This window comes from Mesorhizobium sp. B283B1A (genome assembly GCF_020165735.1).
In the GTDB taxonomy this organism is placed as follows: domain Bacteria; phylum Pseudomonadota; class Alphaproteobacteria; order Rhizobiales; family Rhizobiaceae; genus Mesorhizobium; species Mesorhizobium opportunistum.
This window is the reverse complement of record NZ_JAIUIQ010000015.1, coordinates 102,011-127,422: the sequence shown is the minus strand read 5'-3', so window position 1 is coordinate 127,422 and position 25,412 is coordinate 102,011. Positions and strand designations below refer to the sequence as shown.

At 57.5% G+C, this 25,412-nt stretch carries 19 protein-coding genes and 2 pseudogenes; 5 read left to right on the top strand and 16 right to left on the bottom strand.

Annotated features, from left to right (window positions below):
- The first annotated feature begins 260 nt into the window (after positions 1-260).
- The 4 genes and pseudogenes from LB577_RS15375 to LB577_RS15360 all read left to right on the top strand — a co-directional run bounded on the left by LB577_RS15375 (position 261) and on the right by LB577_RS15360 (position 5,302).
- On the top strand, positions 261-1,277 hold the full coding sequence (locus tag LB577_RS15375) for a phosphoserine aminotransferase (RefSeq protein WP_224687337.1): 1,017 nt from the start codon (positions 261-263) through the stop codon (positions 1,275-1,277).
- The gene (locus LB577_RS15370) at positions 1,274-2,218 is read left to right on the top strand and encodes an HAD-IIA family hydrolase (RefSeq protein WP_224687336.1); all 945 of its coding nucleotides are present in this window, start codon (positions 1,274-1,276) and stop codon (positions 2,216-2,218) included. The genes LB577_RS15375 and LB577_RS15370 overlap by 4 nt, the downstream gene beginning before the upstream one ends.
- A gap of 653 nt (positions 2,219-2,871) precedes the next feature.
- Positions 2,872-3,648, top strand: coding sequence for a pyrroline-5-carboxylate reductase (locus tag LB577_RS15365; protein WP_224687335.1), 777 nt, complete (start codon positions 2,872-2,874; stop codon positions 3,646-3,648).
- Between the two features lie 453 nt (positions 3,649-4,101).
- A pseudogene (locus LB577_RS15360) lies at positions 4,102-5,302 on the top strand (ATP-grasp domain-containing protein).
- A 511-nt stretch (positions 5,303-5,813) separates the two neighbouring features.
- Here the strand turns inward: LB577_RS15360 and LB577_RS15355 are convergent.
- Both LB577_RS15355 and LB577_RS15350 read right to left on the bottom strand, forming a co-directional pair.
- Positions 5,814-6,005: pseudogene (locus LB577_RS15355) on the bottom strand (3-keto-5-aminohexanoate cleavage protein); the annotation flags it as partial.
- Positions 6,005-7,114: an aminotransferase class III-fold pyridoxal phosphate-dependent enzyme gene (locus tag LB577_RS15350; RefSeq protein WP_224687363.1), complete on the bottom strand. Its 1,110-nt coding sequence runs from the start codon at positions 7,112-7,114 to the stop codon at positions 6,005-6,007. The pseudogene LB577_RS15355 and the gene LB577_RS15350, both read right to left, overlap by 1 nt.
- A gap of 70 nt (positions 7,115-7,184) precedes the next feature.
- Between LB577_RS15350 and LB577_RS15345 the strand changes: the two genes are divergently transcribed.
- Positions 7,185-8,125, top strand: a protein-coding gene (locus LB577_RS15345; protein ID WP_224687334.1) for an IS630 family transposase whose coding sequence is annotated in 2 segments (ribosomal slippage) — positions 7,185-7,977 and positions 7,977-8,125 — 942 coding nt in all. Because the reading frame shifts where the segments join, the coding sequence is not laid out codon by codon here.
- On the opposite strand, the gene LB577_RS15340 is transcribed toward LB577_RS15345, so the two are convergent.
- The 14 genes from LB577_RS15340 to LB577_RS15275 form a co-directional block, all read right to left on the bottom strand.
- On the bottom strand, positions 8,097-8,345 hold the full coding sequence (locus LB577_RS15340) for an aminotransferase class III-fold pyridoxal phosphate-dependent enzyme (RefSeq protein ID WP_224687362.1): 249 nt from the start codon (positions 8,343-8,345) through the stop codon (positions 8,097-8,099). The genes LB577_RS15345 and LB577_RS15340 overlap by 29 nt on opposite strands.
- Before the next feature lie 311 nt (positions 8,346-8,656).
- Complete coding sequence (locus LB577_RS15335) at positions 8,657-9,430, bottom strand: HpcH/HpaI aldolase family protein (protein WP_224687333.1); 774 nt, start codon at positions 9,428-9,430, stop codon at positions 8,657-8,659.
- 296 nt (positions 9,431-9,726) lie between these two features.
- Positions 9,727-11,364, bottom strand: a complete 1,638-nt coding sequence (locus LB577_RS15330) for an ABC transporter ATP-binding protein (RefSeq protein ID WP_224687332.1) — start codon at positions 11,362-11,364, stop codon at positions 9,727-9,729.
- On the bottom strand, positions 11,357-12,181 hold the full coding sequence (locus LB577_RS15325) for an ABC transporter permease (protein WP_224687331.1): 825 nt from the start codon (positions 12,179-12,181) through the stop codon (positions 11,357-11,359). Before LB577_RS15325 ends, LB577_RS15330 begins: the two co-directional genes overlap by 8 nt.
- Positions 12,182-12,190: 9 nt before the next feature.
- Entirely contained in the window at positions 12,191-13,141 is a 951-nt protein-coding gene (locus tag LB577_RS15320; protein WP_224687330.1) for an ABC transporter permease, read from the bottom strand.
- A 9-nt stretch (positions 13,142-13,150) separates the two neighbouring features.
- A complete protein-coding gene (locus LB577_RS15315) occupies positions 13,151-14,734 on the bottom strand; it encodes an ABC transporter substrate-binding protein (RefSeq protein ID WP_224687329.1) in 1,584 nt (527 codons plus the stop codon).
- A 232-nt stretch (positions 14,735-14,966) separates the two neighbouring features.
- Positions 14,967-16,076: an amidohydrolase family protein gene (locus LB577_RS15310; RefSeq protein ID WP_224687328.1), complete on the bottom strand. Its 1,110-nt coding sequence runs from the start codon at positions 16,074-16,076 to the stop codon at positions 14,967-14,969.
- A complete protein-coding gene (locus LB577_RS15305) occupies positions 16,076-17,176 on the bottom strand; it encodes an amidohydrolase family protein (protein ID WP_224687327.1) in 1,101 nt (366 codons plus the stop codon). Before LB577_RS15305 ends, LB577_RS15310 begins: the two co-directional genes overlap by 1 nt.
- Positions 17,177-17,200: 24 nt before the next feature.
- The gene (locus tag LB577_RS15300) at positions 17,201-17,614 is read right to left on the bottom strand and encodes a Rieske (2Fe-2S) protein (RefSeq protein WP_224687326.1); all 414 of its coding nucleotides are present in this window, start codon (positions 17,612-17,614) and stop codon (positions 17,201-17,203) included.
- Positions 17,615-17,971: 357 nt separating this feature from the next.
- Positions 17,972-19,405, bottom strand: coding sequence for a M20 family metallopeptidase (locus LB577_RS15295; protein ID WP_224687361.1), 1,434 nt, complete (start codon positions 19,403-19,405; stop codon positions 17,972-17,974).
- A 363-nt stretch (positions 19,406-19,768) separates the two neighbouring features.
- Complete coding sequence (locus LB577_RS15290) at positions 19,769-20,611, bottom strand: ABC transporter permease (RefSeq protein ID WP_224687325.1); 843 nt, start codon at positions 20,609-20,611, stop codon at positions 19,769-19,771.
- A 12-nt stretch (positions 20,612-20,623) separates the two neighbouring features.
- On the bottom strand, positions 20,624-21,568 hold the full coding sequence (locus LB577_RS15285; RefSeq protein WP_224687324.1) for an ABC transporter permease: 945 nt from the start codon (positions 21,566-21,568) through the stop codon (positions 20,624-20,626).
- A gap of 30 nt (positions 21,569-21,598) precedes the next feature.
- Positions 21,599-23,200 carry an ABC transporter substrate-binding protein gene (locus tag LB577_RS15280; RefSeq protein WP_224687323.1) on the bottom strand — a complete coding sequence of 534 codons (1,602 nt, stop codon included), beginning with the start codon at positions 23,198-23,200 and terminating at the stop codon, positions 21,599-21,601.
- An 11-nt stretch (positions 23,201-23,211) separates the two neighbouring features.
- The gene (locus LB577_RS15275) at positions 23,212-25,080 is read right to left on the bottom strand and encodes an ABC transporter ATP-binding protein (RefSeq protein ID WP_224687322.1); all 1,869 of its coding nucleotides are present in this window, start codon (positions 25,078-25,080) and stop codon (positions 23,212-23,214) included.
- Positions 25,081-25,412 lie beyond the last annotated feature (332 nt).

Genomic DNA, 25,412 nt, shown 5'->3' with positions numbered 1-25,412 from the left:
AGGAAGCCATGACCCTGCCAAATGCGGTAGTGAAACCATCGGTCCTCCCGTCCGATCCACGGTTTTCATCAGGCCCTTGCCGTAAACATCCTGGTTGGAGCGTGCATCCAACCATGCTGCGCTATGTTGGACGGAGTCACCGGAGCTCCGAGGGAGCAGAACGGCTCGGAGAAGTAATCCGGCGCATGGCCTCTTTGCTAGAGCTGCCTGATGGCTGGCTGTCCGGGATCGTTCCCGGTTCAGGCACTGGGGCCTGCAGCATGGCCTTACAAAATCTACTCGGCCCTTTTCCAGTCGAGACATTCTTGTCAGACAGCTTCTCGCGGTATTGGGCAAATGAGATCGATACGTTAGCGCTTGCCCCCCAAAGCCGGCACATTTGTGCTTTTGGAGATTTTCCGAGCACGAGCGGGATCGATTCCAATCACGACATCGTTCTAGTGCTAAACGGCACCAACAGCGGTGTCTGTCCACCGGATCTTGACTGGATCCTTCCTGACCGTGCCGGACTTGTGATCGCGGATGCCGTCTCGGCAGCTTTTACGAGGCCCATCGACTACGATCGGACCGATGTTCTGTGCTGGTCCTGGCAGAAGGCGCTTGGCGGTGAAGGCGGCCACGGGATGATCGCGCTCTCGCCTAGAGCCCAGGCACGGCTGAAAGCCGGCGAGCGTAAGCCGGTAGCCAGGCTCATGAGCCTGCACAACGCCGACGGATCTGTAAACAAAGCGTTCTTTGGCGGCCGGACGATCTCGACTCCCAGCATGTTCGCCGTCGCGGATATCCACTCTGCGCTCGACTGGGCGGAAGCGTGCGGCGGGTTACCAGCGCTTCTGAACAGGGTTGCCAACAACTACGCTGTGATGGCCGATTGGGTGAATTCTACTCCTTGGATTGATTGGACTTGCACCAATCCGGCAGCACGTTCCACCTGTTCAATTACCCTTCGGCTTGTACGAGAGCAACTCGCTGCCGGCGAGGCAGAGGACGACGGTAAAGTCGCTGGGGGGATGATCCGTCTGCTCGAAGCCGAAGGCGCGGCTTTTGACATCTGGAGCTACGGTGACGCGCCCCCGGGATTTCGAATATGGGCAGGCCCCACGATCGAGGCAGAAGACTTGGCGATATTATGCGAGTGGCTGGCCTGGGCCTATAGCGAGACTTGCGACGCCAGCGTACCGCCAGAAACGATTTCGGGGATCGGAGCGAGCAGCCATAGCTGTGAACCGAATATCGGCCTCTCCGATGCGTTCACGCTTGTGGAGATGCAACAATGATCGGATCTCCGGCGGACGGCTTTTCCAGCGGTAAGTGTCGCGCCCCACACTGCCGCAGAGCAGAGCTCAAGCGTCCCCCTCAGACATTGGCAGATTGCTATGACGCGATACTTTTCGACGCGATGGGTGTCCTAATCGTCGACGACGAAAGCCTCCCAGGCGCTGTTGATATCTTGGAGCGACTTAATATATCCGGCCAGCCATACTATATCGTGACGAATATCAGCAGTGGATCGGAGGAAACGATATTCGCACGTTTACGAGGCGCGGGACTTCCGATTCCGGGGGTCGATCGTATCGTGTCCGCGGGAGGTATTGCGCGACATCGCGTACTCGAAGAGCTGGCAGCCGGGCGGCTAGTTTCATATCTGGGCAGCGCGCGCGCTGCGGATGACCTTTTCGGCAAGCATCCAAATCTTAACTCTGCTGACACGGCCGACACATTCGACACGCTCGTAGTGATCGATGACGAAGGTTTTGATTTTAAACGGTCTGTCGATCACATCCTCTCAACATTTCAACGCAGACTGATGGATACAGGTGAAATGCCCCGTATCATAGCGGCAAACGCGGACATCATTTATCCTGGCAGGAACGGCTCACTGGCCTTTGGACCAGCGATAATAGAACCAATGCTTCAGGCAGGACTAGCGCCCTTCGGAGCTCCTCCAATCTGTGTCGAGGTTACGGGCAAGCCAGGAAGAGCGATTTTCGAAGAGTGCATCGCTCGGGCGGGTACGGACTGTGTTTTGATGGTTGGCGATCAGATTGATACCGATATCAAGGGCGCAAAGGCTGCCGGGGTTGACACGCTTCTCGTAACCGCTGGCCTCAACAACTCCGGCGAGTTACATCAAGATGAAAACGGCGCACCTGATTATGTGGCAAAAAACCTCGGTCAGATCTTCGACGGCAGTTTGCTTGCCACCTTCGATCGGTGATGCATTCCAGCACAACAAAATTAGGTTTGGGCAGTTCGGGGCGCTCGGTGCTGCACGCGTGTGCTGAGGGACAACGCGATAACCGCCCGCACTATCGCATTCGGCTTTCGACTGGCCATGACCTCCATTCTGGCGCGCCGGCGGCTGGACGTGGGCTCCAGCCTCACCAACGCCGGCAAAGCGTTGCTGCCGGGGTTGCTCGGCGGGCATACGGACTCAAACTGCCTATTGCTTCGGATCTGCCCAAGTCGGCCTACCAGCTTACATTCGCCGATGGCGAAAGCGCGCCAGTCCGCCGCCTCAGGGACGGCCTTCTCCTAGCAACGCCGAGTCTGCGCCCATGCAAGGCAGAAGGCTGGCGTTCTCCGAAAAGCTGTTGGATGGCGACGCCGTGCTCCTGGGCCGGCCGCAAGAGACGCCAGCGTTCGCTATGCCGCCGAGCGCGGTCCGGCAATCGAGGATGTCTGGCAGGGATTCAAGGAGCTTAGCATCTGATCCAAATCCGGCAGCGCGCCGTGCCTTGCATCGAACTCTTGGCATGGAATTGGAAGCCCGCTTAGTGCGCCTGCCGTGACGCGCGTTCTCAGATACCGCTGGAGTGGGAGCCATTGTAATCAGCGGGTCCATCCAGACGACTAGCGTGAGGAACATCAATGGAACTCGGCTTCATCGGCACAGGTGCGCTCACAGCGGCTATTATCACCGGGCTCAAATCCATCACCGACAATTCGATTTCGGCGCTCCTGTCACCTCGCAACGAAGACATCGCAGCTGGTCTCGCTTCCCGCCATCCCGACGTGCGCGTTGCGAGCGACAATCAAACAGTTCTAGATAATTGCGACACCATCATGCTGGCGATCCGACCGCAGACTGCCCATCAGGTGCTTCCGGAATTGCGGTTTCATCGCAGGCATCATGTCGTCAGCCTGATCGCCACACTGTCGCGCGAGGAGATAGCCGGCCTGACCGCTCCCGCGGAATCCGTGACGAAAGCGCTTCCCATGCCCATGCTTGCTCACCGGCTGGGCGCAACGATCGTTTACCCGCCCGATCCGGGCGTGGCGAAATTGTTCGGCAGGCTGGGGAAGGTGCTCGAGGTCGAGAATTCGAGCGAGTTCGACGCATTGAGCGTCGCCACCGCGACCTATGGCAGCTATTTCAAATACCTCGAAACCATCCACAGGTGGCTGAAGGAGCATGGGGTTAGGGACGGCAAGGCGCGCGACTACATCGCAAGCCTTTTCAACGCATTGGGGAACGCTCCGGAGATGGCGCCTGAAAAGGACTTTATGCATCTGGCGGAAGACTACGCGACCCGCGGTGGGATCAATGAGCAGGTTCTTCGCGAGCTTACGGCCCTGAAAGTATTTGATGCAGTCACGGAAAGTTTGGACGGAGTCCATCGCCGCATTACCTGCGACACCCGCTGAAGATCGAACCGAGGACGATCCAAGGAGCGAGATGGAATGAAACTGTAATTCAGCCACTATCCCAAACGTCGTCTCGCGGCGGCGCTGGCGCGCGCTAGTTGAGGCTAAAGTCAGGTTTGAATTTGCTGAGCCATGGACGCCTGGTTGCAACGGCGGCGCAGAGAGACCCGAGAAAGGCCAAATCACGCCGCGAGGACTTTGAATGTCTCTCGGCCAAGGCTGGATATGGATTGAAGGCGATCTTCAACTGTCGCGCACGCAATATGTGGACCATTCGATACCGGCAGGGTGATCGCGGCCGTTAACGGCAGCCGATGCAACAAAAACTCGGAATAAAATTTGCAGAGTCTTAACGCCGCAAATTCGTTGACGATGGTAGCCTTCGGGCCAGGTGCTGAGGTCAAGCTCGGCTGAATTCATGCCGAACCGCACGGATAGAAGGAGACCACATCAATGGCAAGAGCGCTGATCCTAGTTGGAGGGACGAGAATGGGCTCGGGCCTGCTCTACGATCCAGGCTGCTCAGCGTCTTGACCTCCAGCCAATTACCCTTTCGGACGATCTCACTCGGCATGACCATTTTGGAGTGAAAGGGGCTGAGACGATCCGTGTTGATACAGACGATCTGGATGCGCTAATTCGCGAATGTTCTCGGATCAGAGGGACCTATGGAATCGCTGGCATTCGGGCGCGTTGGACCCAGTGTATGCGACAGTTGGCAAGCTCTGCCGTCATTTGATCTGCCGGGACCGAATCCGGACGCTGTTGAAGAATGCTGCGATAAATACACTCAGCGTCAACTTCTCGCGGCCAGTGCCCCGTTTCCGTTTAGCGACCAATGCAGCTGAAGTGAAAGATTCTGCCGCGGAGCTCGGACTGCCGGTGATAGTTAAGCCTGCGATCGGCAGCAACAGCGAGGGCGTCCGATTGTGCCGGACCGCCGACGAGTTAGCTCAACACACGAACTACCTGTTGGGCGGACAGCACCTAGGCGGTCCAGGCCGAGGATGGGGTTGAAGAATTCGCGGAAGGCCCGGCTTATGCAGCTGACATGATGGGCAAAGAAGTCGTTGCGATTGGCACCGGTGAATATGGCCTCCCACCGAACTTTGTTTACCGGGAGTGGGCCTTCCCGGCCTTACTGAACGATGCCGACTGTCGGGAGATTATCGATATCTCGCTGATCTCTTTGCGAGCTCTTGGTTTAGGCTGGGGGCCAACGGGCATTGAGTTCCGGTGGACCAAAGCGCGGTCCAGTCGTCATTGAAGTCAATCCGCGCCTAAGTGGTGCACCGGATCCGCAGCTGGTCCAACTCGCTTACGGTGCGATCTCGTCACCGAGCACATCAAGCTTGTAATCGGCGATGAATGCGATCTGCGCAAAAGGCATTCCCACTCTGCCGCCGCGCGATTCCTGGTCGCTGATCGCGATGGGACACTGGACTGGATTGCCGGAGACAGTGAGGCCGCTGCTGTATCTGTATCAGGTGAGGTCAAGTTTTACGTGCGACCCAAGACGCCCATTGTCAGAAAGGGCGATTATCGAGACTGTTTGGGACATGTCGTTGCGGCTTCATCCAATTCTCTTGGCACCGAGGCGATTCACCAGCGTGCCGTCGACCTGATCTGGTCCATCACACCATTTCCGGCCTAACAGCTGGGGGTGTCCTTCAGGACAAATGCGGCAGAGGCTAACCCGAACCTTGGCCGGGTGGAGCGTACTCGGTTCCCGACCGAAGATGGCCAACTCGAAAACGTGGCCAGACCGCGTCAAGCGACATGAGGAATTGGCCCCTCTTTGGCAATATTACGAACTGATCCCTCTGGGTTGGTTCGCGGCTTCTTTGGCTTCGAAGCCGGTGTCCGGCCTTAGAATTCTATTAGACTTCAAAGCTGCTCAACCCGACATGGAATTGTGGAGTTCTTACAATGTTGTTGACCAAGACAACTTCACCGACGCTATTTGGAAAGACTGGAATTTCCATACGCGAAATTTGATCAGAACGAAGGACAAGCTTGCTCAATGGGTCGATCTAAACGACCAGGAAGTCACAGCGATTGATGCCGTCAAAGGCACCTACCGCTGGATGGTGACCCCCTACTATGCGTCATTGATGTCGAAGACGGATGAAAAATGTCCAATTCGCCTGCAAGCCATACCCCCGTTCCGCATCGGAGCTCGGTCGACCCGTCTCGGGGTCATGGACGTGAAGGTGAGTGACCGTCGCGCAGGCATTAGCCGCCGCGATCGCCTGCGAAACGATGTCGTCCTCGCTGATTGGCAGAAAGGGCGACATCGACGGCGTGTGGATCGATCCTGTGATCGCGCAGGTAACGATGGCTTTGCGTGGAGACATCAGTCGGCTCCAATCTCAGAAAGGGCCTCTCGCAACGACTTACCGAACTTGTCGGCGATCTCGCTCAACTCCGCGTCCGTCGCGTTATACCTGGGGGAAATGATGACTGTGTCGCCTGCCACGCCATCGACGTTGCCTCCCGACGGATAGCAGATGAGGCCATTTTGCAGCGCTCGTCGCCGCACCCTCAGGAAAGCCTGGCTGTGGGGGTCGAACGGAGCCTTGGTGGCGGGATCGGCAACAAGCTCGATGCCGACGAAGTAGCCCCGGCCCCGAATATCGCCGACGGATGCGATCCCGCAAAGCGCGTCGTGTAGCAGGGAAACCAACTTTGGTCCGTTGATCAAGACGTGTTCCACTAGCCGCTCACGCTCGATTATCCTCTGAACCGCCACGCCGGCGGCGCAAACCGTGGTTTGACCCGTGAACGTATGGCCAGTTTGCGGTCCTCCCCACACCGATCTGAGGACATCGCCGACTTCGCGGCTGTAGACGGCGGCTCCCAGCGGAATGTATCCGGCTGCCAACCCCTTCGCTATCGGCATCATGTCTGGAACCACACCGTCATGTTCCAGGGCGCGGAAGGTCCCGCACCGCCCGCTTCCGCACATGACCTCGTCCGCGATCATGAGGACGCGGTGACGATCGCATATGTCTCGAATGCGAGCCGCATATCCTGGTGGCGCGGGCACGACGCCACCGGCGGCGCCTACGACGGGCTCAAAGACAAATGCGGCGACATTCTCGGGACCGATCTCCTGAATGGCGTCCTCCAGTTCGGTCGCGCAATATGCGGCAACATCCTCCGCAGACACGCCAGAGGGCGGCCGGTAAGTGTTCGCCGGAGATAGGAAGCACGAGGGCAGCAAAGCACCTTCATAGGCCTCACGGCGCTCTTTGAAACCAGAAATAGAAAGCGCGCCAAGCGTGTTGCCATGCCACGACCGTTGCCGAGAGATGAAACGACGCCGGCTCTTTTCTCCGCGGCCGGTATGATACTGAAGTGCCAGCTTCATCGAGGACTCCACGGCCTCAGATCCGCCAGACACGAACACCATGGCGTCGAGCTCGCCGCCACACCTGGCGGCGACTAGAGCACGTCCTGTGATCGATGAATCGATTGTGATGTGACGGCTGCGTTTTGTGCTGATTCAACATCCACCTCGATGGAGGTGGACGATGGGAAGAGCATTGAGCGGTGATCTTCGGTCGCGGGTCTTGAAGGCTTCGGACGAGGGCATGTCGGCGCGGCAAGCGGCGGCGCGGTTCGGCGTGGGAGTGTCCAGCGCGATCCGCTGGATTGCGCGGGCAAAGATCGGCGAACTGGCGCCACGCCCGCAGGGCCGCCGCCGCGCCTCCAGCCTCAATGCGCATGAAGCCTTCATCGTCGGGCTGATCGAGGAGCGCAAGGACATCACGCTGAACGAGATGGTGGAGCGGCTCGTCGCCGCAGTCAGTGCGGATCAGCCGCAGCGCCTTGAGCGCCTAGCTTCGCGGTCACGGCTGGACATTCAAAAAAAGTCCGCGCACGCACTGGAGCAGGGTCGCCTCGACATCCTGAAGCGACGCCGGGACTGGTTCGACGGCCAGCTCGATCTTGATCCGGCGAAGCTCGTGTTCATCGATGAGACCGGCCTCTCCCCAAAGATGGCCCGCCTGCGTGGAAGAGCGCCGCGTGGCGAGCGCGGCCGGGCCGGCGTGCCGCATGGCCACTGGAAGACCACGACCTTCACCGGAGCGCTGCGGCTGACGGGCATGACTGCGCCCTTCGTCTACGACGGCGCCATGAACGGCAACGTGTTCCTGGCCTATGTCGAGCAGGTGCTGGTCCTAACATTGTCGGAGGGCGACGTAGTCGTCATGGACAACCTGCCCGCCCACAAGGCCGCCGGCGTGCGCGACGCGATTGAGGCCGCAGGCGCGAGCCTGCTCTACCTGCCGACTTGCAGTCCCGACTTCAATCCAATTGAGAACGCTTCGCCAAACTCAAGGCGCTGCTGCGAGCAAAAGCCGAGAGAACCATCAAGGCTTTGTGGGACGCGGTCGGCGCGGTCGTCGACCTCTTCACCCCAGCCGAATGTGCCAACTACTTCAAAGCCGCAGGATATGAACCGGATTAAACAGGACGTGCTCTAGCGCGGTCAGCTCTTCGAGCGGATCGCTGTTGAATGTATATCGGTATCCATGCATCACCCGCTTGGGCTGGTGATGAATAGCTGCGATTACTTCCTCATTTCCGTAGCCGAGGCTGTAAACGGCGGCGCCCCCAGAACCATCGATGTATTGCTTGCCATCGGTATCGAACACGTAGCCGCCTTGACCATGTGAAACCTTAGGCAGTGCGGATGTTGTCGTTGAGGTATCAAATCCGCTAGGTCAGCAGGCATCACAATTTCCTCTCAGCTGCGTATGTAAGGCAGTGTGTTGAGCCACGAACTGCTCACAACAGGCCTTCAGCCGTTTAGTCTTTTGGCGCTAATCCTGATGTCTAAAATATGGTGGCTTACGCAGTTCACCCGAACAAGCAACTCGGGATAGACGAGCATTCGTCAAATTTCCTTCTTCTAAAACGAGAAGTTTTCGCTGATATCACTCGCGCCGACACACCAAGAGCCCGCACGGTCCGCTATTTCAATAGACCGATAGGCGGTTTACTTAACGAGAAACGCATTATGGAACTCTTTCGCCACCGCGCGGCCGCCGTCTAAAACAAAACCAGAGTCCCCTCCATAGGTGAACAAGCTGAGGCCAAGCAATTGGAGTCGCATCATGTATTCTATGGATGCCACATCAATACCTGATACGATACCGTATTTCTTAGAGGCATTCGCGACTGCTTGACATGCATCCAGCAGTTCAGGCGTGAGCTTTCCCGGTTCTATGCCAAAGGAAAGAGCAAGGTCTGCCGGGCCGATGAAGAGCGCGTCGACACCAGGCGTCGAGGCTATGTCGTCTAGATTATTGAGGGCCTCTCGTGTTTCGATCTGTAGTACGACGGCCAAGTCAGAGTTCGCATCTTTGCGATACTCCGCATCCTTTTGGTAATAGTTTGATGCTCTCCAAGCTCCAGATCCGCGTTTTCCCGTGGGCGGATATTTTGCGGACGACACTGCTTCGATGGCTTCGGCACCGGAGTTTACCATCGGCACCATGATGCCGTTCGCACCATGATCGAGCGCGGCTTTAATGAGTTCAATTCTGTTCCAAGCGACCCTGTAGAGTACAGGCATGCCGTATCGTTCGGTCGCAGGAAGGATCTGCAAGAGCGCGTTGGGCGGAATGGGCGAATGCTCGCCATCGACCAGAAGAAAATCGAGGTTTGTCTGCGCCAGCGTCTCTGCGACGATTACATGCGGAATTTGCATCCAGGCGCCGATTTGCGGTTTTCCCGACCTGATCGTTTCCGCGAATGGGTGTCCTGCCATTTTAACAATCCTTTGTGTAGCCTGAGCCGTAACTGCGTTGGTCAGCACCAACCCGCCCCACCCGGAACGCTTTCATTACGAGCAGGGAGGGAAGCTTACCTTAGAGTCGGAGGAGCCGTAAGATTGCGCTACCGCGCACCTAAGTGACTTTGTTCGTATGGGAAGATGGCAGGTTTCCCATCTTACCTAAATATACAGTTTGTCCAGAAGTTGGCTATCACACCAATCGATGTTCCCTCTGACACAGAGTCCGCTCCGGCCTCGTTGAACTGATAGTTTCGCGAAGACTCACATCGCTAATACCCCGCGCTCGCCATCTTTCGCCCAGCAACGGCCTTCTCCAGCCAGCCAAGTTCCATCTCCGGCACCGACGACAGCAAGAGATCGGTATAGGCGTCGAACGGCGGCGTCAGCACCTGGCTCTTTGCTCCATAGCGCACGACCTTGCCGCGATACATGACGGCGATGGAATCGGCGATCGACTTCACCGTCGCGAGATCGTGGGTGATGAAGAGGTAAGCCACCTGCTCGATCTGCTGGAGATTAAGCAACAGCTTCAGGATGCCATTGGCCACTAACGGGTCCAGGGCCGACGTTACCTCATCGCAGATGATAAGCTTGGGCTTAGCCGCCAGCGCCCGCGCGATGCAGACGCGCTGCTTCTGACCGCCGGAGAGCTCGGCCGGATAGCGATCGATGAAGCCATTGCTCATTTCGATCTCTTCGAGCAACTCTTTCACCCGCCGCTCCCGTTTCTCGCCTCGGAGGCCAAAATAGAATGTCAGCGGCCGGCCGATGATGGTGCCGACGGTATGGCGCGGGTTCATCGCCACATCGGCCATCTGGTAGATCATCTGAAGCTGGCGGAGGTCTTCCTTGGTGCGGCCGCCGAGTCGGTTGGAAAGCTTATGGCCCTCGAAGGTGATCTCACCCTGCTGCGGCGGCAGCAAGCCGGTGATCGCCCGAGCCAGCGTCGATTTTCCGGAGCCGGATTCGCCGACCACAGCCAGCGTCTGGCCGGGATGGATGTCGACCGAGACGTCCTTCAACACCTTTAACATGCCGTTGCCGTATGCGGCCGTGACGTTCTTCACCGATAGGATCGGTTTCGGCGTCGGCAGCTTCTCTTCGTGCTCGATTTGGTGCACGGAGACCAACGCCCGGGTATAGGCCTGCTTCGGCTCCTTGATGATCTGATGGGCGGTGCCCGTCTCGACCATCTTGCCATGCCGCAGCACCATGATGTCGTCGGCCACCTGCGCGACAACGGCAAGGTCATGGGTGATATAGAGCGCGGCAACACCTGTGGCCTGGATCGCTTGCTTGATCGCGGCGAGCACGTCGATCTGCGTCGTAACGTCGAGCGCCGTGGTCGGTTCGTCGAAGATGATCAGATCCGGCGCGGGGCAGAGCGCCATGGCCGTCATCACGCGTTGCAATTGTCCGCCGGAGACTTGGTGCGGATAGCGCGTGCCGATATTTTCGGGATCGGGAAGGCTGAGTTTGCGGAACAGCGCCACCGCGCGGCGTTCGGCCTCGGCGCGGTTGGCTAAGCGGTGCTTGAGCGAGCTTTCCACCACCTGGTCCATCAGCCGCTGGGCGGGATTGAAGGCCGCCGCCGCGGACTGGGCGACGTAGCATACTTCACGGCCGCGTAGTTTGCGGATGCCGTTCTTACCCTGTTTGAGGATGTCGCGGCCGTTGAGGATGACTTCGCCGCCGGTGATGCGGACACCGCCGCGGCCATAACCCATCGGCGAAAGCCCGATGGTGGATTTGCCTGCCCCGGATTCGCCGATCAGTCCGAGCACCTTCCCCTTTTCCAATACCAGCGATATGTCGTCGACAATAGTAATCGTCTTCGGGTCCTCGCCGGGCGGATAAGCAGTGGCCTCGATCCGGAGATTGCGGATGTCGAGCAGCGTCTCAGCCATTGCCGCGCCCTCCCTTAAGATCGGTCGTGCGGTTCACAATCCAGTCGGCCACGAGGTTCACGGAGATTGCGAGCGCCGCGATCGCTGCCGCCGGAACCAGCGCCGCCGGAATGCCGAAGACGATGCCGTCCTTGTTCTCCTTCGCCATGCCGCCCCAGTCGGCTGCAGGCGGCTGAACGCCGAGCCCCAGAAAGGACAGCGCCGAGAGGAATAGCACTGCATAGATGAAGCGCAGGCCCAGTTCGGAGACCAGCGGGGACAGAGCGTTGGGCAGGATTTCGGCGAAAATCACCCACCATTTGCCTTCGCCCCGCAGCTTGGCGGCCTCGACGAAATCCATGACATTAAGATCGGCCGCAACAGCCCGCGACAGGCGATAGACGCGCGTGGAATCCAGCACGCCCATGACCAGGATCAGCGTCACCAGCGTAGAAGGCAGCACAGAGAGCACGACCAGGCCGAAGATCAGGGTGGGGATCGCCATCAGGAGATCGACGAAACGGGACATCAACATATCGAACCAGCCGCCGACCACCGCAGCGGTGAAGCCGAGGATTGCGCCCATCGAGAAAGAAAAAAATGTCGCCAGGACGGCGATCAGGATCGTTGTCTGGGCGCCATAGATCATGCGTGAGAGCAGGTCGCGGCCAAGATTGTCGGTGCCGAAGAGAAATTTCGCCGACATCGGCTCCCAGACGCCGCCGACAATATCGCCGAGACCATAGGGTGCTATCCACTCGGCGAAGGTTGCGACGAGGAAGAACAACGAGGTGAAGATCAGGCCGATCAACGCGCCGAAAGGGATGCGTCTAAACATCGGCCGCCCTCACTTCGGATGCCGTAGCCGAGGATTGGCGAGAATCGACGCCACGTCAGCAACGACATTAAGGAAGATATAAACGGTGGCGAAGATCAGCCCGACGGCCTGCACGACCGGCACGTCGCGCTTGGCGACATGGTCGACTAGATACTGACCCATGCCGGGATAAACGAAGATTACCTCGATCACGACCACGCCGACCACGAGATAGGCGAGGTTGAGTATAATTACATTGATGATCGGCGCGATGGCATTGGGGAAAGCGTGCTTGCGGATGATCTCGAACGCGGTGAGCCCTTTTAGTTCGGCCGCCTCGATATAGGCCGACTGCATGACGTTGAGGATCGCCGCCCGCGTCATACGCATCATATGGGCGAGGACGCCAAGCGTGAGCGTCGTGCAGGGCAGCGCGATGGCCTTCATCTTGTCGAGGAAGGGCATGCCGTCATAGACCATTGAAATACCTGGGAAAACTTGGAACTTCACGGCAAAGAAATAGACCAGCAGATAGCCTATGAAGAATTCAGGCACCGAGGTCGAGGCAAGCGCGAAACCCGAGATCAGCTTATCGATGGGACCGTTGCGGTATCGGATCGCGAGCAGGCCGAGCATGATGGCAAGAGGCACCGCGACGGCCGCCGCCCAGAAGGCCAAAAACAACGTGTTCCAAAGTCTCTCCTTGATCGAGGTGGCGATATCGAGCTTGCTGGCGAGCGCGGTGCCGAGATCGCCCTGCAATGCGCCTGATAGCCAGTGGAAATAGCGGACATGGGCGGGATCGTTGAGGCCCATTTCGGCGCGCAAGTTGGCGAGTGCCACCGGTGTTGCCGATTGGCCGAGAATGGACTGCGCCACGTCGCCCGGCAGGATTTGCGTGCCGGCGAAGATCAGCACCGACACGGCGAGCAACAGGAGGGTACCCAGCGCAAGGCGCTGGGCAATGAGCTTCGAAACCAAGGCCGGACCTCAGGCCTGCAGCCAACATTTGGACAGCGCATAGCCGTTCATAAGTTGGTTGTTACCATCGGTCATCCAGCCACCAACTTGCGGGCCCGTGGCGTCGATGAAGTCGTAAAACATCGGGATGATCACGCCACCTTCGTCTCGGACCATCTGGCCCATGTCGGCATACAGCTTCTTGCGTTTATTGACATCGAGTTCGCTGCGTGCCTGGACCAACATCTGGTCGAACTTCTCGCTAAAGAAGTGAGTTTCGTTCCATACGGCTTTCGACTGGAGCATAAGGGAATAGTACATGTCCTGCGTCGCCCGTCCGGCACCAGATGATGCCGCGAACGGCACCTTGCCCCACACAGTGTCCCAGTAGCCGTCAGCCGGTTCGCGCTTGACCTCGATGTTTATGCCCGCCTTTGCTGCGCTCTGCTGGTATAGCTGAGCAGCGTCAACCGCGCCCGGGAAAGGTCCGTCGGACGTGCGAAGGAGCAACGATCCCGAGTGGCCGGACTTCTTGTAATGAAAAGCTGCCTTGTCAGGATCATACTTGCGTTGCTCCAATTCGGTGAAGAGTGGGTAAAGCTTGTTTGCGTACGTGTCATTGCCAACGGCACCGTAACCTCCCAGGATTTTCTGGACCATCTCCTCCCGGTCAATTGCATATTTCAGCGCGAGGCGCAGATCGTTGTTGTCAAAAGGCGCCGTGTCGCATTCACAATAGAAATAACCGTGGCCACGGCCGGGAACATTACGAATGGTGAGGGCGGGAAAGCGCTTCAGGAGTTCGACTACTTTAGGATCGACTCGGTTGATGATGTGGACTTGCCCGCTCTGCAAGGCAGAGGAGCGGGCAGTCCCGTCGTTGATGACGAAGATCTCGATCTGGTCGGCAAAGCCGCGATCGTCACGCCAGTAGCCAGCGAACCTTTCGCCGCCAAGTCGAACACCAGGATCGTTCATGGTGATCTTGTAGGGCCCGGTTCCGATCCCTTCGTTCGGGTTGTCTTTGCCGCCATTTGGCTGAATCACAAGATGGAGATCGTTTATTATGAACGGAAAGTCGGCATTCCCCTCCTTTAGGGAGAAGACCACGTTTTGACCGTCGACCGCGACCTTGTCGATGGCTTGCATGAGGGGGAGCACGGCGGACTTAGAATTAGCGTCAAAGTGGCGCTCCATCGTGGCGAGCACGTCCGCGGGAGTCATTTGCTTGCCGTTATGGAACTGCACGCCCTTTCGGATTTTAAAGGTCCAGACCTTCGCGTCCTTCGATCCGCCCCATTCCTCGGCAAGTGCCGGCTTGAGTTCTTGATCTCCAGACAGCTCAACAAGTTGTTCGCCCCACTGACGGCTGAAGATAAATTGAACGTCGTATGATATGAGCGCTGGATCAAGACTGTCCGTAGCTTGTCCACCGTTCAACCCGGCCTTGAGCGTTCCGCCTTTGACGGGTCCCCCCGCCCTCGCGGCTTGGGCGAGGAGGGTATTAGCCACCACTGCACTAACGCCGAGCGCCGCGGCTCGACCTAAAAATTCGCGTCGGGACAACTTTCCTTTCGCGACGCGCTCACTGAGATAACGAATTTCATCATTCATCTTAGTTCCCTTTCTTTGTGCATTTCTTGTTTATTCGCTGCTAACCACATGAAACGCCCAATTGCCGCTACTATGCGATCCCTAGGGCTGGCCCGTTCTTTAAAGAGGCCTTTCCCTCAGAGTGAAGCTGCTCCATCGATTTCCTCCATCAGCGGCGTTTCTTTTCGTTTGATCGATTCACCGACGATGGTGGCTCTCTCTCGCCGATCTCAAACGCTTCCCGGTGTTTGCCTTAGAGGACCCGGTAAACGTTTCTGGCGTTCTCCCGAAACAGCATTGCCTTATGTTCCCCGGATATCCGAGTCTTGAAGGCATAGCGGGGATCGTCGAAGTCCCAGTGGGGATAATCGCTTGCATACATCAGCCTGTCCCAACCGATTTGATCAAACAGGTAGTTAAGATCCTCGGGGTTGTCCGGCTCTTCCATCGGCTGTGTTGAGAAGTAGAAATGCTTGCGAAGATAGTGGGAAGGAGTGTGTTTCAGGGTAGGCACCTCCGAGCCCATCCGCTGCAACAGCATATCTAGCCGGTGGCCAAGTTCGATTGACCAGGCACAACCGCACTCGACAATAATCACCTTGAGAGATGGCAACTGATCGAACACGCCATCGAGAATAAGACTCATAATCTGCGTCTGTGCAGCGAAGGTGAGGTCTAGATGGCTCTCACAGTAGTAGGATGGCCACCCGCTGGCAGTCCGTGCGCCGACCCGGCCTCCGCTGATGTGCATGCCGATAGGAAAGCCATGATGGGCCGCGGCTTCCAGGATGGGCCTGTAGCGCCGGTGCCCCAGTGGCTCGGTTGTCCCTGTGAATATCTCCACCTGAACAAATCGCGCATCCAGAGCCCGCTTTTCGATTTCCGCGACTGCGGCAACGACATCGTCCGGAACGACCACAACGGAGGCCCTCAGCCGGTCCTCCGGCTCGACGAATTCGGCGATCTGCCAATCGTTGATCGCCGTGGACAATGCGTTACTGAGATCGAGATTGCGCCCACCATTGCCCAGCGCCACCATGGGCTGTAGAATGCCGAAATCGACATTGTTCGGATCTAGGTGCTGCTTCCTCAGGAACGTTAGGTCCGAACCGGGTGGACCGCCGTTCGGGGGTAACGCATCGCGACGATATCCATTGAAAGTGGATCCGTTGTAAGTAATGTTGCCGGAAAACACTTCGAATCCCAACTCACCATACTGATCGAGATGATCGCGCCACCGCTTGGAAAGATACGGATGCAGGCCATAGCGGTCTCTAAGCTCCGGGTGGATATCGCAATCGGCAATACCTGCCGAAAATGTGGAGCGCGCCGTCTGCTTCGGAATCGTGATCGTATCGGTCATTACACCGTCTCCTTCAGCCGTGGGTATGTCCGCAAGGGGTTCTCGCGCGCGATCTTCTGGCGAAGCCGCGCTGGAAAACCGGGTGGCATCGGGTCATCTCCGTCAAACTGCCAGTGTGGGTAGTCGGAAGAGAAGAGCAGCATGTCTTCGGAGCCGAGATGCTCAATCAGCTTCTCGACGTGCACCGGGTCCGTCGACGTATCGAATGGCTGGATCGTAAACCGGACACGATCGCGGATTTCCACCGCGGGAGAGCGCTTCACCCAAGGAACTTCACCGCGGGTACCAAACCAATACTTAGTAGTCCGCCAGATAAAACTGGGCACCCAGCCGATGCCCGCCTCGATCATCACGAAGGTGAGATCCGGAAATTTGGCAAATACACCTTCCATGATCAGGCTCTGGAGCTGTGCCGCGAAAATGTGAGTTCCGCTGGCATAGTCCTGCAGGTAGGTCGACGGCCAACCCATACCGCTGCTCGTAGGATGGCGATACATCGTACCGGCATGGATACCGACAGGCAGCCCATGCTTTTGGGCCGCTTCATAGATCGGCCAATAATGGCTGCGGCCAAGAAGCATCTCGTTGCCGGCCAGCAGCAGGACCTGGACGAACCTTTTGTCGGAAGCGCATCTGTGGATTTCCTCTGCAGCCCGATCGGGAAGCTGCGAGCCCACGACGATCGAACCGCGCAAACGAGGCTCAGCATCCAACCACTCCCGCGCCAACCACTTGTTGGTCGCGGCGCAGACCTCTGCTCCCATCAAACCGCTTGCCGCGACTTGACCGCCATAGAGCGGATTACAGATTGCGATCTCGCAGTTGAATTTATCGAGCGCCTGCTCCCGACAGCGATCGATGCTGGCGCCCGGCTTTTCACCAGCTTGCCGCCAGTCCGGGCGGCATGACAGCGGTACGCTCGGCGGATAGCTGGCCAGATCCATCTCGCCGATCGCGCGGCTGATGAATTGTTCCTGCCAATACTCGTCCATATAGGGGATCAGGGCATCGTTCCCCGGCACCGCCGGATGAATATCGCAATCGATTACCGATGTCGGCTTGTGGAGCATAAATGCCTCGCTTCCAAGAAACTCTGCCATCTCACGATGGATCGGGTCGATCGTTCACAGATCGACGACCAGATAGGAGTCTTCGATACTTACAGGGAAGGTTTCCGCTTTATACGGACCCTCGACCAATTCGGCTCCCGCAGCTACCGATACCGGGTATTGCTTGACGGATATTCGCCCTGGATCACACCATGACTGGCCGGTGCGAATATCAAACTCCCAGCCGTGCCAAGGGCAGCGGATGAACTCCCCGCGACGCGAACACTGGACATGACCGGGCTCATCTGCCGTTGCAATGCCTGAGATCAAGCCCATCGACAGTTCAGCGCCCTGGTGAGGGCAACGGTCGTGGAGGGCAAAGTAGTCGCCATGGACATTGAAGATGACGATCGGACGGCCACGCACCTCAAAGACCTTGCGCATGCCCGGACCGACATCCTCTGCCTTGCCCACCACATGCTTAGCCATTTTTCCTCCCTGGCAAAAGCGAGACGGAACTAATCCGATAAGCCATGTTAACCTAATAACCTCGCCCCATCTGCGGAATAGACAGATTGGATCAAAATGCACCACCACAGGTAGGGTGAAAGCAGAACCGAAACTGACGACGCCGGCGCAGCCAAAGGCCCCAGCTACCGCGACTGCTGATGGTGAAGATGAGGACTTCGTACCCGAGTCCTACGTCGGCAGATCGACGAACTCTTCGCTTGCCGTTCATGGCAATAAAAAGCGAATGTATGACTCCGTTGAGGCTTGACCGGGTGGGTCATACAAGCGAAGCGAGCCTGCCATGCTTTCGCGCGTCACCGAGTTGGGAGCGGGGCTTTATAGCGCCTTCCCACGCAGATCACTGGGCGTGACGTCCAAAGGTATTGGGCAGAGATATGGGCGGCCCCCTGTTTGTTGCTTCAACTCTGCCTTTGCCCGAATGATGATTTCTGGATTGCGTATGCAATCTGCCGCCGTAGTAGCCATGACTTTGGCAGCCAATATCATCCCCTTGTGGGCTGCAGGCAAATCGCCTTGGGTGACGAGCTGCCAACTGTGGAAGGGCGTGCCAATGGCGAAACAGGCTGTTTGACACTGTGCAGTCGGCACGATCCAGCTGACGTCGCCAACGTCTGTCGAGCCAAACTCGAATTGGTCTGTCCCCAACGGTATGAGGCTATCGTGGAGGATCTTGTCCTTCAACGAAACATCGCGACCCACGACGCTAGCCAGCGCATCTTCGTCCGTCAGCGCCGTCTTGCGAAGCTCCTTACCAAACTCATAGTCAGCTGCGTCAAAGGGAGGCGGGCCGACACGGCGCATGTTCTCATACATCACATCATACAGCGCTTTGTTGGGCAAAAGGTTGGAGTAACCGCCGGTGATTTGCACTTTCACCGATGTCTCGGTCATAAGCGCAGCACCTTCTGCAATCTTCTGCACGCGCGCGAACACCCGCTCAGCGTCTTGCACGCTCGGAGAACGAATGGAATAAGATGATTCAGCATATGCCTGCACTACGTTGGGGAACTCACCGCCGGCGTTGATGATGGCATAGTGAACGCGAGCATTGGAGGGCATGTGCTCGCGCATGTAGTTGACGCCAACATTCATTAACTCGACTGCGTCAAGCGCACTACGCCCCAAATGTGGATCCGCCGCCGCGTGCGCCGCCCTGCCGGTAAAGGAGAAACGCGCCCACTTTGCAGCGTTCGAGGATTTGGTCAGCACTTCGTTAACCACCGCTGGATGCCAGCATAAGGCAGCGTCGAGATCGTCAAAAGCGCCGGATCGAGCCATAAAGGCCTTGCCCCCTCCAGCTTCCTCTGCCGGACAGCCGTAGAAGCGCACTGTAGCTTCAATGCGTTCAGCTGCGAGCGCATCTTTTAATGCAACAGCTGCAAGTGCCGAGCCGGAACCCAGAAGATTGTGCCCGCAACCATGACCCGGCGCACGTGCGGTCGATGAGCTCGGTTCTGTTGCGCCTGAGACTTGAGCAAGATCGGGAAGCGCATCGTATTCGCCGAGCATGCCAATGATTGGGATGCCCTCGCCAAATTCCGCGATGAAGGCGGTAGCCATGCCGCCGACATTCGTCGTGATGCGAAAACCTTCACGCTCGAGCATTGCGATATGCTCGGCCACCGAGCGATGCTCCTCAAATGCCAATTCCGGGATTGCCCAAATCCGGTCGCTTAAAGCGCAGTAGTCGGCGGCCTTCGCATTCACGCGGCGGACGATTTCATTAAGGCTGAGAGGGTCGTTTTGCATAATTTCTAAGTCCCTTGAGGTAATGGCTAACTGTTCGGATGGCCGCATCCAGAAGCGTTTATTCTCCTTGGCAATTTCTCGGCTTTTTTGGCTATCCCGCCAATGTGCGCGGGCGACGAGGTAGGCCGTTCTGCGCACCGACTGGCTTTCGAGAGTCGAGATGCCACCCGACCGGGAGGTCAGGTCAACTTTCGATGATGACTGATAGCTCGCCGCCACGATCCAATACTCTGTCAGCTCAGTGCGCAGGTGAGAACACTCAGCAAATTGCAATCGATCTGCGTCGAGGTTCGAAATACCCCGTCGCTTGGCCCTTCGATCCTAATAAGCTCGACGAGCGTCGGCCGGTTCTTACGCAACGACTTAGCCGGGTAGCGCGAAACGAGGGTCGAGCATGTCACGCAGGCCATCACCGATCAAATTGACAGCCAATACTACAGCCGCGATTACGAGGCTTGGGTACAATATTAGGTACGGCGCAATCAGAGCAAACGACCGGCCTTCGGCGACGATATTGCCCCAACTTGGGTTCTCAGGTGGAACCCCGACGCCCACAAAGCTCAGGTAGGCTTCATAAAGAATAGCCAGGCCACAGATATAGGTTGCTTGCACGGCGATTGGGGCGAGCGCATTCGGCAAAATGTACTTGAAGAGCAGCCGCAGAGGACTAGCGCCATAGGACCGAGCCGCCTCTATGAAAACCTGCTCGCGAAGCGTCAGCGTCAAGCTTCTAACCAATCTTGCAACACCGGGCACTTCCGGGATCGCCAAAGCCAGGATTACCGTCAAGACCCCGCCCCCGAAGATCGTCGCTAAGGCAATGGCGAGCAGGATTCCCGGTATCGCCATGATGCCGTCCATGACCCTCATCAAGATCTTGTCTGATGCCTGCCCGGCTCCTGCGACAAGACCAAAGATTGTTCCGGCTGTTGTCGCCAGGACCGCAGTGGCCAGTCCAATCGCGAGCGAGACCCGCCCGCCATAAAGCACACGCGTGAAAATGTCCCGCCCGAACATGTCGGTGCCCAATAAATGGGCGCTACTGGGAGGATTGAGTCTCAACTCCGGACTTATCGACAAGGGATTAAGATTGGCTATCCCAGGACCTAGATACGACACTAGCGCAACCAAAAGCATGAAAATCACGGCGACACGCACCGACGTCGGCAGGCGCGTCATATGCGGCCGCAATAGGGGAAATGTCATGCGGCTAACTCCTCAAGTATATTTAATTCTCGGGTCCATTAGCGGGTACGACAGATCCACCAGCAGATTTACCATGACATACACACAGGCACTTATCAGTAGGACCCCCTGAATCACCGGAACATCCCTGTGCTGGATGGCTTCCACCAGGAGGCTGCCGACCCCTGGAATTGCGAAGACGGCCTCTGTTATGACCACGCCACCAAGCATACCGGCGAACGACATTCCAACTACGGTGACCAGAGGTACGGCGATCAGCTTAAGGCAGTGTCGAACTAGGATCGTGAACTCGTCGAGCCCTTTCGCTCGCGCCACACGAATAAAGTCCTGATTCAGCACTTCGATTGCGCTTGCTCTAGTGATTCGAGTGATGAGTGCCGTTTGCGCAAATCCCAACATGGTTGCGGGGAGAAGCACATGCCGCAAGACTTCCATCACGCCGCTGTCGAACCCTGGGAACCCGGAGACCGGCATTGACCCAAAGTACACACCGAACGTGAATATCAGCACGTACCCGATCAGAAAGGGAGGTATCGCTGTCCCAGCAACCCCGAAGAGCGATACTAAGCGATCAGCGATGCCCCCCCTCTTTTGTGCTGCCAACAATCCCAACGGCAGCGAGATGGTAATCTGAACCACAGTTGCTGCGGTTGCGAGAATAATCGTCGGTTCCACTCGCGACAGAATGAGAATGAATACCGGCTGTCTAGAAAAAAGCGAGTTCCCCAGGTTTCCCCGGATGATATTCGCCAACCAATGAAGATACTGGACAACCAGCGGATCATCGAGATGAAGGCTCTCCCGAATAGCGGCGATCTGTGCGGGCGTGGCGTAGTCGCCGGCCAGCACAGCCGCCGCATCTCCAGGGCTCAGATACGTCAGACCGAAAACTATGGCGGTCACGACCCCCACCACCGGAATGACGGAAAGCACTCTGGTAATGAGATACCTGATCATATTTACCTCACGAACCGTAGACGCGATGCGCTACTGGCCTTTTCGCCGGATGTTCCAGAAATAGGCATAAGGTGCCTCGGGATTGAACCCCTCGAGGTCGGCGCCATAAACAGTCGGAATGCCGTACTCTCCCGTCATGACAAAGGGCAAATAGGCTGATGCGCGGGCTTGGAGTTCAAAAGTAATTTTCTTTTTCTCGTTCTCGTCGACTGCGCTGGCGAAGGCAGCTCTGAGTTTCTCGAGCTTTTCATCGCAAGGCCAACCAAACCAAGCCTTGTCGCAGTTCGCAGCCAGCATCAGATGGGTGATCGGGGAGCTGGCAGGTCCCACTTCCATGTAGGTAGGGAACAGGTTCCACCCGCCTTCCGAAGCAGGCGCCTTAGACGTGCGGCGCGACGTTACGGTAGCCCAATCCATTGCTTGAAGGTCTACCTGGATGCCAATCTTTCTCAACTGCTGGGCCAAGTACAGTGATCTCGCGTGGGCCTCCGCCCAATCGGTTAGATCGAAAATCACAATCGGCTTTCCATCGTAACCGGCTTCTTTGAAGAGCTCTTTAGCCTTGTCAAAGTCCGCGGCACCCCGGTGGCCGGTATAGGCGGACTCGTCACCATACTTCCCCTCGCAGGTGAGATAAGCATAGCAGGTATGCCAGAATTGCGGGTCACCCACAGAAATCTGCATGGCCTCCTTTTGGTCGATCAGATAGGTGAGAGCCTCAGTCGCCTTGATGTTGTAGAACGGCGGCACCTCGTGATTCACCACGAAGAGGCTCTGCACGAAATATCCTTTCGAGACCACGAGCTTCGGATCTTTTCGCAGCGCCAAGGCGTTATCGATCGCAGGAGTTAGCCAGATATCTTGTTTCCCGGTCAGCATCGCCGCCATCGCGGTATTTGGGTCGGGTATGTAGGAAACTTCAATCTTGTCGAAAGTTGCCTCTTTCTTACCCCAATAAAAGCTCGGCGGGTCGTTCCGTGGAGTGTAGAAGGAGTTCTTGATGTAAACGGGTGTTTGCCCTGGCTTCCAGGTCGAGAAATCGAACTTATAAGGACCAGAACCGGTCGTATCGGTAAGCTGATCTGTGGGTGGCAGGGAGGCGACCCGCTTGGGCATTATGAAAGGGACGTTCCCCTCAGTACTGGCAAGCGCCGAGGGAACGTCGAATGGCTCATTTAGCTCGATCCGGAACGTCAGATCGTCCACCTTCACCATGTCCTTGGTCCTCGATCCAAGGAGACCACCGACCACATCCCGAGACTCCCAGCGCTTCAGCGACTGGATCACGTCGTCAGTGGTGATTGGAGCTCCGTCGGAGAATTTCAGGTCCTTGCGGAGTGTGATTGTGTAAGTCTTCTTGTCCGAGCTTACATCGACTTTATCGGCCATTTGGGGACGAGCTGTGCCGCTGCTGTCGAATTCGAACAGTTTATCGTAAATGAGATATCCATGGATCTGCGTATCTCCCGATGTTGTCACAATGGGGTCAACGATTTTCAGGGCGCTTCCCTCTATTATGCGCAGCGTGTCCGCCTCCGCTGCACCGACGGATAAAACGCCGACAACAGCAGTTGTTACTAACCGACGCACGGCAGTTCTTTTGGACGTCCATGTCATTAGCTTGACCTTCATTTTCGTTCCCTCTATTTGTTTAAAGACCAATAGGCTTTAGTGCCCGCTTGGTTCTCCTGCTCCCATTCCTCGCCCCAAATCATGACTGCGTGGCCAGGCGAGACTTCACGATACTGGCGCACAGGTGGGACGTAGTCTGCAGGCCGGACCGGACTCTTGATTTCGTCGTTTGAGACCGGGCGTTTCTGCAGGCGCCGTGCCGGATCGGCGATCGGCACGGCCGCGAGCAGCCGTTTGGTGTACGGATGCTGCGGATTCTGAAAAATCGCCTCGCGCGGGCCGATCTCGACGATCTCGCCGAGATACATCACAGCCACGCGGTGGCTAACGCGCTCGACCACCGCCATGTCGTGCGAAATGAAAAGATAGGCAAGGCCCATCCGCGCCTGAAGATCCAGCATAAGATTGACGACCTGCGCCTTTACCGAAACATCCAGCGCCGAGACGGCTTCGTCCGCCATGATGAGCCTCGGCTCGAGCGCAAGCGCACGCGCAATACAGATGCGCTGGCGCTGGCCACCCGAGAACTCATGCGGAAAGCGGGAGACCATGTCGGGAGAAAGACCCACCCGCTGCAGGAGGTCGGCGACCTTATCGCGTGCTTCCGAACGGCTGGCGAGACTATTGATCAGCAGCGGTTCGATGATCGCCGTGCCGATGTCCATGCGCGGATTGAGCGATGCGAACGGATCCTGGAAAATCATCTGCATGCGATTACGCTGCTTGCGCAACTCGGACTGGCCAAGTTTGACGAGGTCAACGCCGTCGAGCAAAATCGAGCCCGAGAGGGGCTCAGTCAGCCGCATCACCGTCCGGCCTGTCGTCGATTTACCACAGCCTGACTCACCGACCAGTGCCAGGGTTTCGCCGCTCTTGACGCTGAAGGATACATTCTCGACCGCGTAGACCCGGCCCTTGACCGAAGAAAACATGCCCGACCGGATTTCGAAGCGCTTCGTCAAGCCGGCAACCTCAAGCACCGGGCGCTTCGCCTCCATGACAGTGTCCGGTACCTCGTTCGGCACGTCGGATTGGCCAGTTGTGCGGTCGACGATCGGGAAACGCATTGGCCTCGGGCGCCCCGTCATTGAGCCGAGCTTTGGAACGGCTGAAAGCAGCGACCGCGTATAGGGATGTTCGGGGCGTTTGAAGATGTCATCGGTCGGCGAAGTCTCGACCACCTGGCCATTATACATGACCACCGTGCGGTCGGCGATCTCGGCGACGACGCCCATGTCGTGCGTGATGAAGAGGACGGACATGCCCTCCTCTTCCTGCAGCTCCTTGATCAGCTCCAGGATTTGCGCCTGGATCGTCACGTCGAGCGCCGTCGTCGGCTCGTCGGCAATCAGCAGCTTTGGCTTGCCGGCCAACGCCATCGCGATCATGACGCGTTGGCGCATGCCCCCCGAGAAGTGGTGTGGATATTCGTGGAAGCGCGACTTCGCTGCCGGGATCCGCACCTTCTCCAACAGCTCAATCGTTTCCAACTCAGCCTCGGATCGGGACAGGCCGCGATGCAGAATCAGCGATTCCGCTATTTGGAACCCGATTGTGAGTACCGGGTTCAGCGAGGTCATCGGCTCCTGAAAAATCATCGCAATGTCGTTGCCGCGGATACGACGCATTTCTGCTTGCGAGAGCGTGAGCAGCTCCTGCCCCTCAAGCTTGATCGACCCTTCCACCTTGGTCGAAGCTGGCGAGTTGAGCCGCATGATCGAAAGCGCCGTCACGCTCTTTCCCGAGCCGGATTCACCCACGACGGCGACTGTCTCTCTTGCGCCGATCTCAAACGATATGCCGGCCACGACGGGCGCCCAGCGCCCTCCGACACGGAAGGAGGTCACCAACTGCGAAACCGAAAGGACCGGCGGGGTCATCCCGTGTTCACGCACTCTTGACATAGGCTTGTACAAATCTACTAGGTCCACGAGACCACTCCAAGACCGACGACCAATTTTCGCTGAAGACCGGACGAGGTTCTGGCCCAGAGATCTTCCGCTTTGTTGAGCACCTTCAACAAATCCATTTTGTCGAACCGCACGGATAGGTCCGTGTCCGCCGCGCAGTTCGCTTTCTCGACTCCCTCAAGCTTCCATTCCTGTGAAACAGGACAACACGTCTCGTCACGACCAGTCCGTTGTGCCGTCGGTTGCCAAGCCATCGAAATCCTTGCTGTGGACCACGTTGAAGTGGCTATCCTGCTGTATCT